Raw genomic sequence first — 16,785 nt, forward strand, 5'->3', positions numbered from 1 at the left:
CGCTGCGCCGGGCCATTCTAGCCAAGCTTGCACATGACATACCAGTGTTGGGCGGGGTGAGTCCAACCCCTATAAACTGGCTACAGCGATCTCCGAAGTACGCAATGACCAAAAGTAGTATAGGGGCTCAGTGGCCATTCTTGCCGGCGGATCTCGGCGATGGGCTCCGTCTCGCGACAAGTGACTTTCGGCCCTGATATGAACAGCTTCGATTTCCGTGCATCTAAGACAAATCGAATTTCGATGATGTATCTAACGCAGTAGATTTGTCGATTGAAGCGCACAGCTACGCTCTCGGTTGTCCCTGTTCTTAATGCGAGGTTGGTTGCGGTGTTAGGGTCGGAAGGTGTCCGTGCCCGCGAGAGCGGGGTCGCGGGTCTCCGGGCAGTTAAAGAGAGCCCCGATAGATTGTCCTCGCCGTCGAAGAGGCTGCGCCTACTGGCCCAGTTGGGCACGAGATCGCCACAGTTCGGCCGAGCACGTTCGATCTGTGAGCATTCATGACGCTGCCTGGAGGTAGAACGCCACGCGACACGCAGGTTGGGGGCGGCCCGGGCGGTGCGGGGCAAGCCGACGACGTCAATTGACCGAGTCGGCCGCCGCGCGAGCGCGCGGCGGGCAGGCAGGGGCCGCGCAGATCCGCACCGCGCTCCGTCGGTCACCGTCCCCGGAACGCGGCGTCCAGCGCGTGCGAGACACGCGCCAGGATCCCGGCGCGGGCGGCGGCGTCGGAGCCGATATGCGGGTCGCGCTGCACGCACGGGTCCGCGTAGGTGAACGGCGTGGCGTCCGGGCCCGCCACGAGGGCGCCGTCCGCCGCCTCGCTTATCGCGCAGGCGCGGACGGTCTGCGCGCCCCGGGCCACCACGGGCTGGGTCGGCCCGGTCGGGTTGTCGAAGACGTGCTGCGCTCCGGGAAAGACGGTCAGGTCGACATCGGCGCCGGCCGCCCTCAGCCGCTCCGCGTAGGCCGCGCAGGTGGCGGCGGGATTGTAGTCGTCGCCGCCGCCACCGAAGATCCGGATCGGCCGATCCGCCACGGTCGTGTCGTCCCGGAAGCGGATGGAGCAGTCCGGGTAGACCGGCAGGTAGAGCGCGGGGATCACGCCGGAGCGGTTCCAGGCCGCGTCGAAGCGCTTGAGGCTGGCGTAGAGCGCGGCCTGCCCGCCGCGCGAGAAGCCCATTACGGCGATCCGCGCCGGGTCGACCCGCGGATGCTTCGCCAGCACGCCCAGCGCCCGGTAGATGTCGAGGATCAGGTTCGTGCGCGCCAGGAGGCTCTGGTCGGTGTTGACGCTGGTCAGGCCGCGCCCGGTGAAGCCGTCGATCGCGAAGGTCGAGATCCCGCGCGCCGCCAGCGCCCGCTGCCAGAACTCGATGTTGCCGCCCAGGCCCCCGGAGCCGTGCATCAGGATCACGGTCGGCAGGCGCTCGGTCCCCGCCTTGGCGATGCGCAGGATCCCCGCGACCGTGACCGGCTTCGCTCCCGCGGACGTGCCGGTGAGGAACTGCCGGTCGGTCAGCGTCAGGCTCTCGAACGGGTGAACCTCCACGCGGGCGGCGTAGCTGCCGAGATCGGCGACGCCGTCCGCTGCGGGCCCGGCGGAGGCCGCCGGCGTGATGCCGGCCAGCAGACAGGCCGCCAGGAACAGGATCGATCGCCGCATCGGAACGCTCCGCCACCGGGCGGCAGCCTAGCAGCGGCGCGGGTGGCCTGTCGCCGCGGGAGGGAGCGGAACCGGTTTCCTCTCGCTGCCCGATGTCAGGCCCCGGGGGCGAGGGCTACGCGGCCGCGCGGTCGGCCAGGTAGGCGCGCCAGCCGCCGAAGCGCGTGATGTCGGCCGCCCCGTCGAGGCCGGCTTGCTCGACCAGGAAGCCCTTGGGCGCCGTGCCGTCGGCGAGTCGCAGCGTGCCGATGCCGAGCGGTGCCGGGATGGCGCCGACGAAGCGTCCGAACGCGGCGGGCGGCAGGGCCCACACCTCGGTTTCGATGGGGGCGCCGTCCCCGGCCGCCACCCGGAGCAGCCCCGGGCGCTGCGGCGGGCCGCCCGGCAGGGCGTAGAGGCGATAGTCCCGGGCTGTCGGCACGGCGCGCAGGAAGCGCCCGCCGCAGCCGGCCAGCTCGCGGTTCAGCGGCAATCCCGAGAGATGCGCCCCGACGACCGCCAGCTCGATCGCGTCCGGTCCGGCCGTGGCCGGCCCCGGCTCCACGACCGGCACCGGCATCGTGCCCGCGCCGATCCGCGGCGCCGAGGCCGCGTGCAGGCGTGCCCCGAGGGCGGCGAGGAGCCCGTCCGAGCCGCGCGGCGCCAGCAGGGTGATCCCGGCGGGGAAGCCGTCGGCGCGGGGCCGGCCCGGCACCGCCAGGGCGCACCAGTCCAGCAGGTTGACGAAGTTGGTGTAGGTGCCGAGCTCGCTGTTCGGCCCGATCGGGTCGGCCGCGACCGCCGCGCAGGTCTGCGGGCGGGGGTAGGTCGGCACGGCGAGGACGTCGATCCGGTCCCAGACCGCGTCCGCGGCCCGGCGCAGCGCCGCGAGGCGGTAGAGGCCCGCGAAGGCGTCGGCCGCGCTGTGGCGCTCGGCGGAGGCGATGACCGCCCGCGTCGTCGGGTGGAGGATGTCGGGGCGCGTCTCCATCACCGGGCGGATCGCCGCGTAGCGCTCGGCGACCCACGGGCCGTCGTAGAGCAGGGCCGCGACGGCGAACATCGGCGCGAGATCGACCGGCGCCGCCCCGGCGAGGGCTTCGAGATCGGCGACCGTCGCCGCGAAGGCCGCCTCCGAGAGCCCGTCGCCGCCGAAGCGGAGGCTCGCCGCGTCCGGGAGCCCGAGGCGCAGGCCCGGCGGGAGGGCGGCGGGGGCGGCCGGCACCGGCAGGGCCCGCGACCAGGGATCGGCGGCATCCGTACCCAGCATGACCCGGAAGGCCGCGTCGGCGTCGGCCACGGTGCCGGCGAAGACCGAGAGCGTGTCGAGGGTCCGGCAGGCCGGCAGCATCCCGCGGCTGGAGATCGCCCCGAGGGAGGGCTTCAGCCCGACGACGTTGTTGAGCGCCGCCGGCACCCGGCCCGACCCCGCCGTGTCGGTGCCGAGCGCGAAGGCGACGATCCCGTGGGCCACCGCCACGGCCGAGCCGCTGCTGGACCCGCCGGGCACGTAGGCCGGATCGATCGCGTTGCGCGGGGCCGGGTAGGGGGTGCGCAGGCCGACGAGCCCGGTGGCGAACTGGTCGAGGTTGGTCTTGCCGATCAGGATCGCGCCGGCCGCGAGGAGACGCGCCACCGCGGGCGCGGTCTCGGCGGGGGTATGGGCGAAGTCCGGGCAGGCGGCAGTGGTCGGCAGCCCGGCGACGTCGATGTTGTCCTTGACGGCGAAGGGCACGCCCCAGAGCGGCATCGCCGCGGGGTCGAAGGGCGGGAGCGCCGCCGCGGCTTCGCGAGCATCCGCCTCCGGGACGAGCGCGAGGAAGATGCCGGGATCGTCCACCGCGGCGAGCCGCCGGTAGGCCTCGGCCACGACGGCGCGCGGGTCGAGGCCTTCGGCGTAGGCCGCGTGCAGGAGCGGGATGGTCGGGAAGGGGGGCACGGTCATTCCTCGCAGCGAGGCTCAGGATTCGTCGCCGGTGGCGCGGTACCAGTCGAGGATCTCGCCCCCCTGCATGAACACCGCGTCACTGCGCGCCAGGACGGCGTCGAGCAGCCGCTCCAGCAGGCCGATCCGGTGCGGCACGCCGGTGATGTAGGGGTGGATCGCGAAGCCCATCACCTTGGCCCCGCCGAGGGGGCCGGAGCCGGCGGCCTCGGCCGCGAGCCGGTCGAGATGGGCGAGCGCCCGCTCCACGAACTCGTCGGCCCGGTGGTGCTGGATGGCCAGCAGCGGGATGTCGTTGAGCTCGACGGAGTAGGGGAGGGCGACGAGGTCGCCCGTGCACGTCGCCACCCGGCAGGGGCGGTCGTCGACCACGAAGTCGCCGACGTACTCGAGGCCGGCCGCGCGCAGGTGGTCGGGCGTGTCGAGGGTCTCGGTGAGGCCCGGTCCCAGCCAGCCGCGCGGCGGGCGCCCCGTGGTCTGGGTGATCGCCGCGACGGTGCGGGCGATCATCGCCGGCTGGTCCGGGATCCGGTGCGTCGGGACCTGGTGGAAGCCGTGGGCCATGAACTCCCAGCCGGCCGCGTGAGCGGCCTCGGCCACGCGGGGATAGGCCGTGCAGACCGAGCCGTTGATCGAGAGCGTCGGGCGGATTCCGCGGTTGGCGAAGGCCTCGAGGAAGCGCCAGAAGCCGACCCGCATCCCGTACTCGTGCCACGCCCAGTTGGGGATATCCGGAAGCAGGCTCGCGGCGGTCGGCGGCACCAGGATCTGGCGCGGCATCGGGTTGTCGATCAGCCAGTGCTCGACGTTGACCACCGGCCAGACCGCGACGTGCTTGCCGCCCGGCAGCGTCAGGCGCGGCCGGTCGACGGCGGCGCGGTAGGCGAGGCGGTTCTCGGGCCGGCGGGGATCGTCGGGCGCGGTGTCCATCAGGCGGCGGCCCGCGGGGCGTGGTGGCTGTGGAGCTGGGCCGCCAGCATCCGGCGCAGGTCGTTGAAGGCCGGGCTCGACACGTCGCGCCGCCGCGGCAACTCGACCGGGTGGATCGCCTCGATCCGGCCGGGGCCGGGCGACATCATCACGATGCGGTCCGCGAGGAAGATCGCCTCCTCGATGGCGTGGGTGACGAACAGGATCGTCAGCCCCGTCCGCGACCACAGGTCGAGCAGCTCGTCCTGCAGTCGCTCGCGGGTCATGGCGTCGAGCGCCCCGAAGGGCTCGTCCATCAGCACCACCTCGGCCTCGTTGGCGAGCACCCGGGCGATGGCGACCCGCTGCTTCATCCCGCCCGAGAGCTGGTGCGGGTAAGCGTCGGCGAAGGCCTGGAGGCCGACGAGGGCGATGTAGCGCTCGGCGGTGTCGCGCACCTCGGCGGCGGGCCGCCCGCGGGCCTTCGGGCCGAAGCCGATATTGTCCCGCACCGTGAGCCACGGGAACAGGCCGTAATCCTGGAAGACCATGCCGCGGCTCGGCCCCGGCCCGGCGATCGGCTTGCCCCACATCAGGGCCTGCCCGGCGGTCGGGGCCTCGAAGCCGGCGGCGACCCGCAGCAGCGTCGACTTCCCGCAGCCCGAGGCGCCGAGCAGGCAGACGAACTCGCCGCGGGACACCGTGAGGTTCGCCTCGCGCAGGGCCTCGGTCCGGCGGCCGCCCGCCGCGTAGGTCTTGGAGACCGCCCGCATGTCGAGGATCGGGATCGTCGGATCAGCCATGATTGGGGCTCCAGGCGAGCAGCCGGCGGCCGAGCTGCATGACCAGCCAGTCGGAGACGAAGCCCGCGACCCCGATCACCGCCATGCCGCAGATCACGATCTCGGTGCGCGAGAGCTGGCGCGCCTCCATGATGATCGCCCCGAGGCCGGTCTGGACGCCGGTCATCTCGCCGACCACGATTACCACCCAGGCGAAGCCCAGCCCCAGCCGCAGTCCGGTGAAGATCGACGGCAGCGCCGCCGGCAGCACCACCCGGGCGAACTGCGCCGGACCGGTACAGCCCAGCATCGCGGCCGCCTCGAACAGGCGCGGCTCCACCGAGCGGACCCCGAACACGGTGTTGACCAGGATCGGGTAGAACGCCCCGAGGAACACGAGGAAGAAGGCCGAGCGCGGCCCGAGGCCGAACAGGATCATCGCCAAGGGCAGCCACGCGGTGACCGGAACGGGGCGCAGGACTTGCAGGACGGGATCGAGCAGCGCCCGGATCAGCGGCACGCGGCCGATCAGCAGGCCGAGCGGCAGGGCGGCGACGGCCGCCAGCGCGAAGCCGCCGTAGACCCGGCTCAGCGACGCCGCGAGATGGGTCCAGAGCGTGCCGCTGAACGCGTCGTCGTTGACGCCGCCGACCGCGAGATCCCGCATCTCGGCCCAGACCTCCGCGGGGGGCGGGATCAGGCTGTAGGGCCGGCCCGCGGTGGTGACCTGCCAGACCGCGACGAGCGCGGCCGGCACCACGCAGGCGAGCGCCAGCCGGCGCAGGTGGGCGAGTCCGGGCCCGGATCCGGCCCGGCGGGCGGGCGCCGGCGTCACCGCCGCCGGCAGGGCGCCGGCCTCGATCCCGGTGCTCACGCCCGCCCCAGCGCGTCGACGAAGCGGGTGTCGATGAAGCCGGGCTCCGGCAGCCGCTTGATCTGCTTGAGCGCGAGCATGTGCTGCGCGTAGGCATCGGCCTGCCGGATCTCGTTCGGCCCGAGGCGCCAGGTCAGCTCGACGTTCGGGGCCGAGAGCTCGAGCGCCTCGCGCTTCTGGCCGAGCTTCGCCACCGCCATGGCGATCATCGCGTCGCGGTCGCTGGCCGCGAAGTCCGTCGCCTTGCGGTGGATCTCCAGCATGGTCCGGACGAGGTCCGGCCGCTCGGCCAGCGTGTCGCGGTGGGCGCCGAACACCATGTTCAGCGCGCCCATCTCGGTGCCGTAGGGGTACTCGACGAGCTGGCCGACGCCCGAGGCGAGGCTGACGCCGGGGCCCGGCTCGGCGCCGACATAGGCGTCGACGTCGCCGCGGGCGAGGGCGATGTGCATCTCCGAGAAGGAGACGCGCACGGGGGTGATGTCCTTCACCGAGAGCCCCTCCATGCGCATCCGCTCCAGGACGAAGACCTCCTGGGTGCTGCCGGGCCAGATCGCGACGCGCTTGCCGCGCAGGTCCTTGATGGCGTGGATGTCGGAGCCCTTCTTGGCGATCACCGCCATCCCGCGGTTGCAGGTGGAGGCGATGACCACGAGCGGCTCGCCGGCGGCGGCGCCCAGCGTCGCGGCGGCGATCCCGAAGGTGCCGAAATCCACCGACTTGGTGACCACGGCGTTCTTGCACTCGGTCGGGCTCTCGAAGGGCACAACCTCCACGTTCACCCCGGGCGGGGTGAAGCGCGCGTAGAAACTCGGCGCGATCGAGTGGATCAGCTTGAGGGAGCCCATCCGGATCGTGACGGGCGCGCCCTGGGCGCGGGCCCGGGCCAGGGGTCCGAGGGCGAGGCCGGCCCCGAGACCGGCCAGGAGGGTGCGGCGGCGGATCATCGAACGGCTCCTGCAGGGTCCCGATGTGCCGACGCTACGGGCACCACCTGTTGCGTGGAAGTGCTATTTTCTGAGCGTGCCGTTGCCATAAACGCAACAGCCGGGCAGGGTGCGCGCGTGAAGCACCTGCGCACCGTCACCTACGTCGCCGAGGTCGCCCGCGCCGGCTCGATCCGGCGCGCCGCGGAGCGCTTGAACCTCACGCCCTCGGCCCTGACCCGGCAGATCCAGGATCTCGAATACGAGCTCGGCACGCCGATCTTCGAGCGCCTGCCGCAGGGGATGCGGCTCAACGCGGCCGGCGAGCTCTTCGCCCGGCACATCCGCGACCAGGCCGCCGATCTCGACCGGGTCCGCTCGCAGATCGCCGACCTGTCGGGCGTGCGGCGGGGTCACGTGGCGCTCGCCTGTAGCCAGGCCTTCGTCACCCAGGTGGTGCCCGAGGAGGTCGAGACCTACCGCGCCCGCTTTCCGCAGGTCGGCTTCACCGTGCAGGTCCGCGACCACGCCCAGGCGGTGACAGCCCTGGCGGAATTCGAGGCCGACCTCGCCCTGATCCTGCAGCCGCCGCCCTCGGCGGAGCTGCACCCGCTCTATTCCGGCCATCAGACCTTGTGCGCGCTGATGCGCAGAGGCCACGCGCTGGCGGCGGAGAGCGGGCCGGTGCGGCTGCGCGACTGTCTCGCGCACGCCCTGGCGCTGCCCGACCGATCGCTCGCCATCCGCCACCACATCGAGCACGCGCTGGCCCGGCGGGGCGTCGAGCTGCGGCCCGTGGTGGAGTCGGGCTCGCTGGAGTTCCTGCGCAATCTCACCCTGCGGGAGGACGTGGTGAGCCTGCAGGTGCCCAGCGGCATCCCGGAGGATCCGCGCCTGCACAGCCGGCCGATCGACACCCGCGACCTCACCCCGATGACGCTGGTCCTGGCGCAGCTGCGCGGGCGCTCGCTGTCGGTGGCCGCCGCCAAGTTCGCCGATCAGCTCGTCGTCCGGCTGAACCGGGAAGGGGCCTGACCGGCGTCCCGCTCAGGCGGGCAGGCCGGCTTCGGCCAGGGCCTCGGCGTATCGCTGCCCCAGGGCGGCGACCGGGAAGGGGATCCGCGCCAGGAAGCCCGAGACCGTCAATCCGGGCTCGATCGCCAGGAGCTCGGCGACCGCCTGCCGGGCGCGCTCCGGCTGGCCGAGCCCGACATGGGCCACGGCGAGCGCCCGCAGGGCGACGGCGAAGCGTCGGTTCTGCGCCAGCGCCCGCTCGGCCCACCGGATCGCCTCGGGATAGTCGGCCTCGCTGACCGCCGCGACCGCCATCACGCCCGACATCAGCCAGCCGCGCGGATCCCGCGGGTTGAGCTGCAGCGCCCGCTCGACCATGGCGCGTCCCGCCTCCGCGCGGCCGCACATGGTCTCGATCCAGCCCGCGAGGGTGAGCGCCAGGGCGGAGTTCGGGTTGACGAGCAGCGCGCGGCCGAACAGGTCGCGCGCCCGGTCCCGCCCGGTCTCCGACATGTTCCAGACCGCGAAGGCCGCCATCCACAGCACCTGCGCGTCCCCGGGCGCGCGCTCGACCGCGCCCCAGGCCAGCCGCACGGCCGCCGCGCGCTCCGCCTCGCCCTGCGCGATCCAGCCCTGGAAATGGCACTGCGCCCGGCAATAGGCCGCCGCGGCCATCGCCGGTGCGTAGCCCGGGTCGAGCGCCAGGGCCTCGTCCAGGTGATCGAGCGCCGCCGCCATGCCGGCGGCGGTGAAGTCGGCGAGCCGGGCATTGGCCCGGAGCAGCCGGTCGTAGGCGTCCGGATGGGCCGGCGCGTCGCGGCCGAGCCGGCCGATCTCCGCCAGCTGGAGGGTGGGCTCGATCGCGGCGGCGGCGCGCGCGGCGACCCGCTCCTGCAGGGCGAAGACGTCGTCGAGCCCGCCGTCGAAGCTGTCGGCCCAGAGATGGGCGCCGGTCCCGGCATCGACCAGCTGGCCGGTGATCCGCAGGCGCGACCCGCCGCGGCGCACGCTGCCGGCGACCACGTAGCCGACGCCGAGCTCCTGCCCGACCCGGCGCACGTCGATCGCCGCGCCCCGGTAGGTGAAGGTCGAGTTGCGCGCGATCACGAACAGGCCGCTGACGCGGGACAGCGCCGTGATGATCTCCTCGGTGATCCCGTCGGCAAAGTAGTCCTGATCCGGATCCGCGCTCATGTTGGTGAAGGGCAGGACCGCCACCGCGGGCAGGCGCGGCCCGGTGCGCCACGTGACGCTCGCCTCCGCCGCGTCTTCCGGAGCGATCCCGGGCGAGACCTCCGATGCGGCCTCCCGAACGGCGCCGACGAAGCGCACGCCCTTGCGCGGGAGCGTCCGGATCCAGCGCTGCTCGGTTCCGGTGTCGCCGATCGCGGTCCGGGCCGCGTTGATCCGGCTGCCGAGGGTCGCCTCGGAGACGATGCGCCCGCTCCAGACCGCCTCCAGCAGGTCGTCGCGGCTTACCACCCGGTCGCGCCGCTCGATCAGCACCCGCAGGAGGTCGAAGACCTGCGGCTCGACGGCGATCTCGGCGCCGTCCCGGCTGAGCTCGCGCCGGGCAGAATCGAGGGTGAAGGATCCGAACCGGTAGATCACGGGGCGTTCCTGGGCGGGGCCATGTCCTCGTTCCGCGCCCTGCTCACCGAACCGGTCTCCGCGGCGGAGGGCGCTCTAGCACGGGCCCGGGCGGGCATAAATCATGGGCCTCTGAAGGTGTCCTCAAGGTCCTCTCAAAGCGCGGTGTCGAGCATCGGGATAGATTTCGCTCCATCGAAGACTTTCCGACGAGGGAGCTGTCCATGGCCCGCGAGACCGATCCCGACACATCCGCCTGGAGCCGCCGCCGCCTCCTGAAGAGCGCGGTAGCCACCGCCGCCCTCGCCGAGCTCGGCCTCGGCCGGACCGCGCGGGCGCAGGGCGGCTCGGCCCCCGGCGCCCCGGTCCCCGGCGCCGTGCCGGGCGTCCTGAAGCAGGTCGAGGCCGGCGTGCTCGACGTCGGCTACGTCGATGCCGGTCCCGCCGACGGGCCGGCGGTCATCCTGCTGCACGGCTGGCCCTACGACATCCACGCCTTCGCGGAGGTCGTTCCGATCCTCACGGCGGCCGGGCACCGGGTGATCGTGCCGTACCTGCGCGGCTACGGCACCACCCGTTTCCTGGCGTCGGACACGGTCCGGAACGGCGAGCAGGCGGCACTCGCGGTGGACGTCATCGCCCTGATGGACGCCCTGAAGATCCCCCAGGCCGTCCTGGGCGGCTTCGACTGGGGCGCGCGGACGGCCGACATCGTCGCGGCGCTGTGGCCGGAGCGGTGCCGGGCGCTGGTGGCGGTCAGCGGCTACCTGATCGGCAACCAGGAGGCCGGCAAGAAGCCGCTGCCGCCGCGGGCCGAGCTGTCCTGGTGGTACCAGTTCTACTTCGCCACCAGCCGGGGGCGGGCCGGCTACGAGGCCTACCGTGCCGACTTCGCCAAGCTGATCTGGCAGACCGCCTCGCCGCGCTGGCGCTTCGACGACGCAACCTTCGCGCGGAGCGCCCCGGCCCTCGACAACCCGGATCACGTCAGCATCGTCATCCACAATTACCGCTGGCGGATGGGCCTCGCCGATGGCGAGCGCCGGTACGACGCGCTGGAGAGCCGCCTCGCGCAGGCGCCCACGATCGGCGTGCCGACCATCACCCTGGAGGGCGACGCGAACGGCGCCCCGCATCCCGACCCCGCCAGCTACGCGGCCAAGTTCACCGGACGCTACGCGCACCGGCTGATCACCGGCGGGATCGGCCACAACCTCCCGCAGGAGGCCCCGCGCGCCTTCGCGCAGGCCGTGATCGACGCGGCCGCGGCCTGACCGCGCCGGCGCGGCCGGATCATCCCCGGACACACGATCATCCCGAGACGATGACGGAGGTTGCCATGCGGTTCCTGGCTGTCGCGCTGCCGGCCCTGCTCGCTGCGGGCCTGATTTTGGGAGGCTCTGCGGTGCGCGCCGTGGATGCCGGGACTTCCCCGGCGGCCTCGCCGATCTACGGCGTCACCGTCCCGGACGGGTACCGCGACTGGCAGCTCGTCGGCGTCGCGCAGGAGACCGGGGCCCTCGACGAGCTGCGCGCCGTGGTCGGCAACGCGCGGGCGCTGGACGCCTACCGGTCGGGCACCCTGCCGTTCCCGGACGGGACGGTGCTGGTGAAGCGCGCCTGGACGCGGGTGCCGTCCGCGGAGTTCGCCCCGGCCTTCGTGCCCGGCGGCGCCACGACGGTTCAGGTCATAGTGAAGGATTCGCGGCGCTACGCGGCGACGGGGGGCTGGGGGTTCGGGCGCTTCGTCGACGGCAAGCCCGCGGACGCGGCCCAGCACGAGACCTGCTTCGCCTGCCACAGCGCGAATGTCCGGGACCACGACTACGTGTTCACGCGGCTCGCGCCCTGAGGCCGGCCGCCGCCCGTACGGACGCCCGGACGGACGCCACGACGCCCCTGTCAGCGCGCGGCTTCCCTCAACGTCCGCTCGCTGTCGCGCCTTGCGTCTCCCGTCAGCCGGCGCCTACACCTTTGCCGGCTCAAGCTCGGCCCGGACCGGGCGAGACATGACGGCGCCGGCCCGAGGCACGGCCCCGCAGGGAGGATAGCGCGTGACGATCGCCCGATACGGCGCAGCCCTGGCGCTGCTCTGCGGCTTCGGTTCCCTCTCGCCCCTCAGGGCCGACGAGTGCCCCAACCGCGGCCAACTCGACGACGCCTACTGCGACGCCAACAAGGACCTCGTCGCCGACGTCCCGTCCAAGACCCGCGACCCGAGTGTGATCGTCTTCGCCTACACGCCGGTGGAGGATCCCGCGGTCTACGAGAACTCGTTCAAGCCGTTCACGACCTACCTGAGCCAGTGCACGGGCAAGCGCGTCGTCTACTACCCGGTCCAGTCGAACTCCGCCGAGATCGAGGCGATGCGATCCGGCCGGCTCACGGTGGCGGGCTTCTCGACCGGGCCCCTCGGCTTCGCGGTGAACATGGCCGGCGCGATCCCGTTCGCCGCCAAGGGCACCGAGAAGGGCGCCGAGGGCTACAACCTGATCGTCGTGGTGAAGGCGAGCAGCCCGTACAAGACGCTGGCCGACCTCAAGGGCAAGCGCGTGGCCCACACGGCGCCGTCGTCGAATTCCGGCAACCTCGCGCCCAAGGCGCTGTTCCCCGAGCAGGGACTGAAGCCCGGCGAGGACTACAAGCTCATCTACTCGGGCGGCCACGACAAGTCGGCGCTGGGCGTCGGCACCGGCGACTACGACGCCGCCCCGGTGGCCTCGGACGTGTTCTACCGGATGGTCGCCCGCGGGACGATCAAGGGCGACGATTACCGGGTGATCTACACGAGCGAGAAGTTCCCGACCTCGGGTTTCGCCTACGCCCACGATCTCAAGCCGGAACTCGCCGAGAAGCTGAAGCAGTGCTTCTACGATTTCCGCTTCCCGCCCGACATGGTGAAGGATTTCGAGGGCGACGACCGGTTCGCGCCGATCACCTACCTCAAGGACTGGGCGATCGTCCGCAAGGTCGCGGAGGAATCGGGCACGCCGTACAACAAGGTCGCCTACGAGCGCGAGGCCGCCCGGGAGGCCGAGGCGGCGCGCAAGAAGGCCGCGGGCGCGCCCAAGCCGTGACGCAGGCCGTGACGGCGGGGAGCGCGGCGCGCGCGGTGGCGGCCGGAGCCGAGGGCGATCCCCGGGCGGAGGATCCGCGCGCGCTGGTGATTCGCGGGCTGACCAAGGCGTACCGGGCCGGCCAGCCGGTCCTGAAGGGCATCGACCTCGTGGTGCCGGGCACCGGGCTCACGGCGATCATCGGGCCGTCCGGTACCGGCAAGAGCACCCTGATCCGCTGCATCAACCGGCTGGTCCAGCCGACCTCGGGGGAGATCCTGTTCCGGGGCGAGGACCTCGCCCGGCTCTCCGGCCCCGCCCTGCGCCGGGCGCGGCGCCGGATCGGGATGGTGTTCCAGGAGTACAACCTGGTCGAGCGCCTCTCGGTGATGGAGAACCTGCTCTGCGGCCGCCTCGGCTACGTGCCGGCCTGGCGCGCGTGGCTGCGACGCTTCCCCGAGGCGGACATCGCCCGCGCCTTCGACCTCCTCGACGCGGTCGGCCTGTCGGGCTTCGCCACCCGCCGGGCCGACGCCCTGTCGGGCGGGCAGCGCCAGCGCGTCGGCATCGCCCGGGCGATCATGCAGGAGCCCGAGATCGTGCTCGCCGACGAGCCGACCTCGTCCCTCGACCCGAAGAGTTCCGTCGAGATCATGGAGATCCTGTCCCGGCTCGCGGCCGAGCGCGGCGTGCCGGTGGTGGTCAACATCCACAACGTGGCGCTCGCCCAGCGCTTCGCCGCGCGGATCGTCGGCATGTCGGGCGGGCACGTGGTCTATGACGGGCCGCCGGACCGGCTGAGCGAGGCCGACCTGCGCGGCATCTACGGCGGCGAGAACTGGCTCGAATGAGCGCGCCCGCCCGCCCCGCTTCCTCCGACGCCTCCCCAGACGCCGCCGACCGCGTCGCGTTCCGGCCCAACTGGACCGCCCGCGCCGGCTGGGCGCTCCTCGCCGTCTACGCGGTCTACGCGGCGACCCAGCTCGGCTTCTCGCCCGAGCGCTTCGCCGGCGGCCTCGCCCATGGGCAGCAGTTCCTGGCCCGGATGTTCCCGCCGAACTTCTCCCGCTGGGAGCTGATCCAGTCGGGGATCGTCGAGAGCCTGCAGATCGCCGTGATCGCGACGGTGGTCGGCATCGCGGTCGCCCTGCCGATCGGATTCCTGGCGGCCCGCAACCTGATGCCGCCCTGGGTGACGTGGCCGACCCGGATCCTGATCGCGCTCTGCCGGTCGTTCCACCCGATCATCGTGGCGATCCTGTTCGTGAAGGCGATCGGCTTCGGGGCGCTCGCCGGCGTCATGGCGCTGATCGTCGCCTCGGTGGGCTTCATCGCCAAGCTGTTCGCCGAGGCGATCGAGGAGATCTCCCTGAAGCAGGTCGAGGCCGTGCGGGCGACCGGCGCCGGCTTCTTGTCGACCCTGATCATGGGCGTGCAGCCGCAGGTGCTGCCGCGCTTCATCGGCTTCGCCACCTACCAGCTCGATTCCAACCTGCGGAACTCGACCATGGTGGGCATCGTCGGCGGCGGCGGCATCGGCGCGACGCTGTTCACCGCCTACCAGCGCTTCGACTTCGACGTGGTGCTGGCGATCCTGATCGTCATCGTCGCCCTGATCATGGTGGCCGAGATCGTCTCCGGCTGGGCCCGCAAGGTGTTCCAGTGAGCGTCGCCCTCGCGCCCGCGTCCGCCGACCCGCGCCGCTGGCAGCGCTTCCCCCTGTGGAAGCGGCTGGCGCGGCTCGCCTTCACGCTGTGCGCGGTGGCGGCCTTCGTGGCGAGCCTGCGCACCATCGAGGTGATCCCGGAATTCCTCTACGACGCCCCCGACCAGCTGGCCGACCTGTTCGGCCGGATGTGGCCGATGGATGCCGGCTATGTCGGGCCGACCCTGCGGGCGCTGGTGGAGACGCTCCACATCGCGACGCTCGGCACCCTGATCGCCATCGCGATCGCGGTGCCGATCGGGCTGATGGCGGCCCGCAACGTCACGCCCAACCGCGCGCTGAATCTCTTCGCCAAGTTCGTGTTCGTGACCTCGCGCTCGGTGAACTCCCTGGTCTGGGCGCTGCTGTTCGTGGCGGTGTTCGGCCCGGGGCCGCTGGCCGGGACCCTGGCGATCGCGCTCCGCTCCGTCGGCTTCACCGGCAAGCTGTTCGCCGAGGCGCTGGAGGAGGCCAATCGCGGCTCGATCGAGGCCCTGCAGGCCGCGGGTGCCGGCCGGATGTCGACTTTGCTGCTCGGCTACTGGCCGCAGGTGAAACCGGCCTTCTGGTCGATCGCGCTGTTCCGCTGGGACATCAACATCCGCGAATCCGCCGTGCTGGGGCTGGTCGGCGCGGGCGGCATCGGCGTCGCGCTCGATACCGCCCTGAACCTGCTCTACTGGGACCAGGTCGCCGTGGTGCTCGCCGCGATCTTCGGCGTCGTCATCCTGGCCGAGATCGTCGTGACGGCGCTCCGCGCCCGGACGCTCTGAGACGGGCCCCGGTCAGCGCCCCAGCGACATGCCGAGCGGCGGCTCGACTTCCGGCGGCAGCGGCGAGACGTAGCCCGCCGCGCCGACCCGGCGGGCGAGGTCCGCCTTGGCGGCGTCGCGGAGGGCCGCGTCGGTCACCGCCCGGGCCCCGGTGGCGGCCATCGCCTTGGCGACCTGCACCATCGCCTTGTGGGCCGCCGGGGTCTTGCCCTGCGCCACCACCTGCCAGGTGTGGAACGGCGTGCCGATGGCCACCGTGGGCGCGTGGGCCTGGACGGTCGGCACCACCCAGCTGACGTCGCCGACGTCGGTGGACCCCACCGCCGGGTTGCGCGGCGCGTCGAGGGGCACGAGGAAGTCGGCGAGCGGCGCCTCGGTGCGCGGCATCCCGATGGCGCGGAACACAGCGTCGATGTCGCCGTCGGTGAGCGTCGCCCGGATCTTGCCGGCGAAGTCCCGGTCGGCCTCGTCGAAATGCGGCGGCCCGAGCTCCTCCATGACGCCGTGCAGCGCCCGCTCCAGGGGATCGTTGCCCAGCAGGTTCGACACCGCGCTGACGATCCGCACCTCGACGGCGGTCTCGGTCATCAGGGCGGCGCCCTGCGCGATCTTCTTCACCCGCTCGACCAGCGCCAGCATGCCGGGGAGGTCGCGGGCCCGGATCGAGTAGCGCACCGTCGCGCCGGCCTGGACGACGTTCGGGGCGATGCCGCCGGCGTCGAGATAGGCGTAGTGGACCCGCGCGTCGGACGGCATGTGCTCGCGCATGTAGTTCACGCCGACGCTCATCAGCTCGACGGCGTCGAGCGCCGACCGCCCGAGATGGGGCGCGGCCGCCGCGTGGGCGGTGCGGCCGGTGAAGACGAAGTCGGCCCGGGTGTTGGCGAGGGCGACCGGCGGTGCCACCTCCCAGAAGCTGCCCGGATGCCAGGTGATCGCGATGTCGGCGTCCGCGAAGGCGCCGGCGCGGACCATGAAGGCCTTGGCGGCGCCGCCTTCCTCCGCCGGGCAGCCGTAGTAGCGCACGCGGCCGGGCGTCCCGGTCTCGGCGAGCCAGTCCTTCAGCGCGGTGGCGGCGAGCAGAGCCGCCGAGCCGAGGAGGTTGTGGCCGCAGCCGTGGCCGTGCCCGCCCGCCTCCACCGGCCGGTGCTCGGCGACGCCGGCCTCCTGCGACAGGCCCGGCAGGGCGTCGTACTCGCCGAGGAACGCGATGACCGGCCCGCCGTCCCCGGCCTCGCCCATCACGGCGGTCGGGATGCCGGCGACCGCCTCGGTCACGCGGAAGCCCTGGTGGCGCAGCTCGGCGACGTGCTCGGCGCAGGAGCGGCTCTCCGTGTAGCAGACCTCCGGCATGCCCCAGACCCGCTCGGACAGGGCGATCAGCCGTTCCGATTGCGCGTCGACATGGCGCCACACGGCGTTGCGGTTGTCCATCGGGTCCACTCCGGGAAAGCTGCGCGTCGAGGTCGCGCCACCATAGCGGGCTCCGCGCCGTCTTCGCGAGCGCAGCGAAGCGACCCAGGGTTGCGCGCCCTCGGGAAGCGTGGCGCCGCTGGATTGCTTCGC

15 protein-coding genes are annotated in these 16,785 nt (G+C 72.8%); 7 read left to right on the plus strand and 8 right to left on the minus strand.

Translation table 11 applies throughout. The features are described 5' to 3' along the window. Positions 1–658: 658 nt before the first annotated feature. From ACLBYB_RS20895 to ACLBYB_RS20920, 6 genes are all read right to left on the minus strand, one after another. The gene (locus ACLBYB_RS20895) at positions 659–1,666 is read right to left on the minus strand and encodes a dienelactone hydrolase family protein (protein WP_447699932.1); all 1,008 of its coding nucleotides are present in this window, start codon (positions 1,664–1,666) and stop codon (positions 659–661) included. Positions 1,667–1,781: 115 nt separating this feature from the next. Next, the gene (atzF, locus tag ACLBYB_RS20900) at positions 1,782–3,590 is read right to left on the minus strand and encodes an allophanate hydrolase (protein WP_447699933.1); all 1,809 of its coding nucleotides are present in this window, start codon (positions 3,588–3,590) and stop codon (positions 1,782–1,784) included. Positions 3,591–3,605: 15 nt separating this feature from the next. Continuing rightward, positions 3,606–4,520 (minus strand): polysaccharide deacetylase family protein, encoded by a 915-nt coding sequence (locus tag ACLBYB_RS20905; RefSeq protein ID WP_447699934.1) that lies wholly within the window; start codon positions 4,518–4,520, stop codon positions 3,606–3,608. Continuing rightward, a complete protein-coding gene (locus tag ACLBYB_RS20910) occupies positions 4,520–5,302 on the minus strand; it encodes an ABC transporter ATP-binding protein (RefSeq protein WP_091979593.1) in 783 nt (260 codons plus the stop codon). Before ACLBYB_RS20910 ends, ACLBYB_RS20905 begins: the two co-directional genes overlap by 1 nt. Next, positions 5,295–6,155: an ABC transporter permease gene (locus ACLBYB_RS20915; protein WP_447699935.1), complete on the minus strand. Its 861-nt coding sequence runs from the start codon at positions 6,153–6,155 to the stop codon at positions 5,295–5,297. Before ACLBYB_RS20915 ends, ACLBYB_RS20910 begins: the two co-directional genes overlap by 8 nt. After that, positions 6,152–7,102, minus strand: coding sequence for an ABC transporter substrate-binding protein (locus ACLBYB_RS20920; protein WP_447699936.1), 951 nt, complete (start codon positions 7,100–7,102; stop codon positions 6,152–6,154). Before ACLBYB_RS20920 ends, ACLBYB_RS20915 begins: the two co-directional genes overlap by 4 nt. A 117-nt stretch (positions 7,103–7,219) precedes the next feature. Here ACLBYB_RS20920 and ACLBYB_RS20925 point away from each other — a divergent pair, with 117 nt between their 5' ends. Next, positions 7,220–8,116 (plus strand): LysR family transcriptional regulator, encoded by an 897-nt coding sequence (locus ACLBYB_RS20925; protein ID WP_447699937.1) that lies wholly within the window; start codon positions 7,220–7,222, stop codon positions 8,114–8,116. A 12-nt stretch (positions 8,117–8,128) separates the two neighbouring features. On the opposite strand, the gene ACLBYB_RS20930 is transcribed toward ACLBYB_RS20925, so the two are convergent. Further along, complete coding sequence (locus ACLBYB_RS20930; protein WP_447699938.1) at positions 8,129–9,706, minus strand: winged helix-turn-helix domain-containing protein; 1,578 nt, start codon at positions 9,704–9,706, stop codon at positions 8,129–8,131. A 203-nt stretch (positions 9,707–9,909) separates the two neighbouring features. On the opposite strand from ACLBYB_RS20930, the gene ACLBYB_RS20935 reads away from it, so the two are divergent. The 6 genes from ACLBYB_RS20935 to phnE (ACLBYB_RS20960) all read left to right on the plus strand — a co-directional run bounded on the left by ACLBYB_RS20935 (position 9,910) and on the right by phnE (ACLBYB_RS20960) (position 15,219). Then, entirely contained in the window at positions 9,910–10,959 is a 1,050-nt protein-coding gene (locus ACLBYB_RS20935) for an alpha/beta fold hydrolase (RefSeq protein WP_091927924.1), read from the plus strand. Between the two features lie 65 nt (positions 10,960–11,024). Then, complete coding sequence (locus ACLBYB_RS20940) at positions 11,025–11,537, plus strand: cytochrome P460 family protein (protein ID WP_447699939.1); 513 nt, start codon at positions 11,025–11,027, stop codon at positions 11,535–11,537. 202 nt (positions 11,538–11,739) lie between these two features. After that, on the plus strand, positions 11,740–12,762 hold the full coding sequence (gene phnD, locus ACLBYB_RS20945) for a phosphate/phosphite/phosphonate ABC transporter substrate-binding protein (protein WP_427508526.1): 1,023 nt from the start codon (positions 11,740–11,742) through the stop codon (positions 12,760–12,762). Between the two features lie 35 nt (positions 12,763–12,797). Next, entirely contained in the window at positions 12,798–13,592 is a 795-nt protein-coding gene (gene phnC, locus ACLBYB_RS20950) for a phosphonate ABC transporter ATP-binding protein (RefSeq protein ID WP_447699986.1), read from the plus strand. After that, positions 13,589–14,407, plus strand: coding sequence for a phosphonate ABC transporter, permease protein PhnE (phnE, locus tag ACLBYB_RS20955; RefSeq protein ID WP_447699940.1), 819 nt, complete (start codon positions 13,589–13,591; stop codon positions 14,405–14,407). Before phnC ends, phnE (ACLBYB_RS20955) begins: the two co-directional genes overlap by 4 nt. After that, complete coding sequence (phnE, locus tag ACLBYB_RS20960) at positions 14,404–15,219, plus strand: phosphonate ABC transporter, permease protein PhnE (protein ID WP_020091220.1); 816 nt, start codon at positions 14,404–14,406, stop codon at positions 15,217–15,219. Before phnE (ACLBYB_RS20955) ends, phnE (ACLBYB_RS20960) begins: the two co-directional genes overlap by 4 nt. Before the next feature lie 12 nt (positions 15,220–15,231). Here phnE (ACLBYB_RS20960) and ACLBYB_RS20965 read toward each other — a convergent pair whose 3' ends face one another. Further along, positions 15,232–16,653 carry a M20 family metallopeptidase gene (locus ACLBYB_RS20965; protein WP_447681950.1) on the minus strand — a complete coding sequence of 474 codons (1,422 nt, stop codon included), beginning with the start codon at positions 16,651–16,653 and terminating at the stop codon, positions 15,232–15,234. Between the last annotated feature and the right edge of the window lie 132 nt (positions 16,654–16,785).

The organism is Methylobacterium sp. D54C (assembly GCF_053345595.1).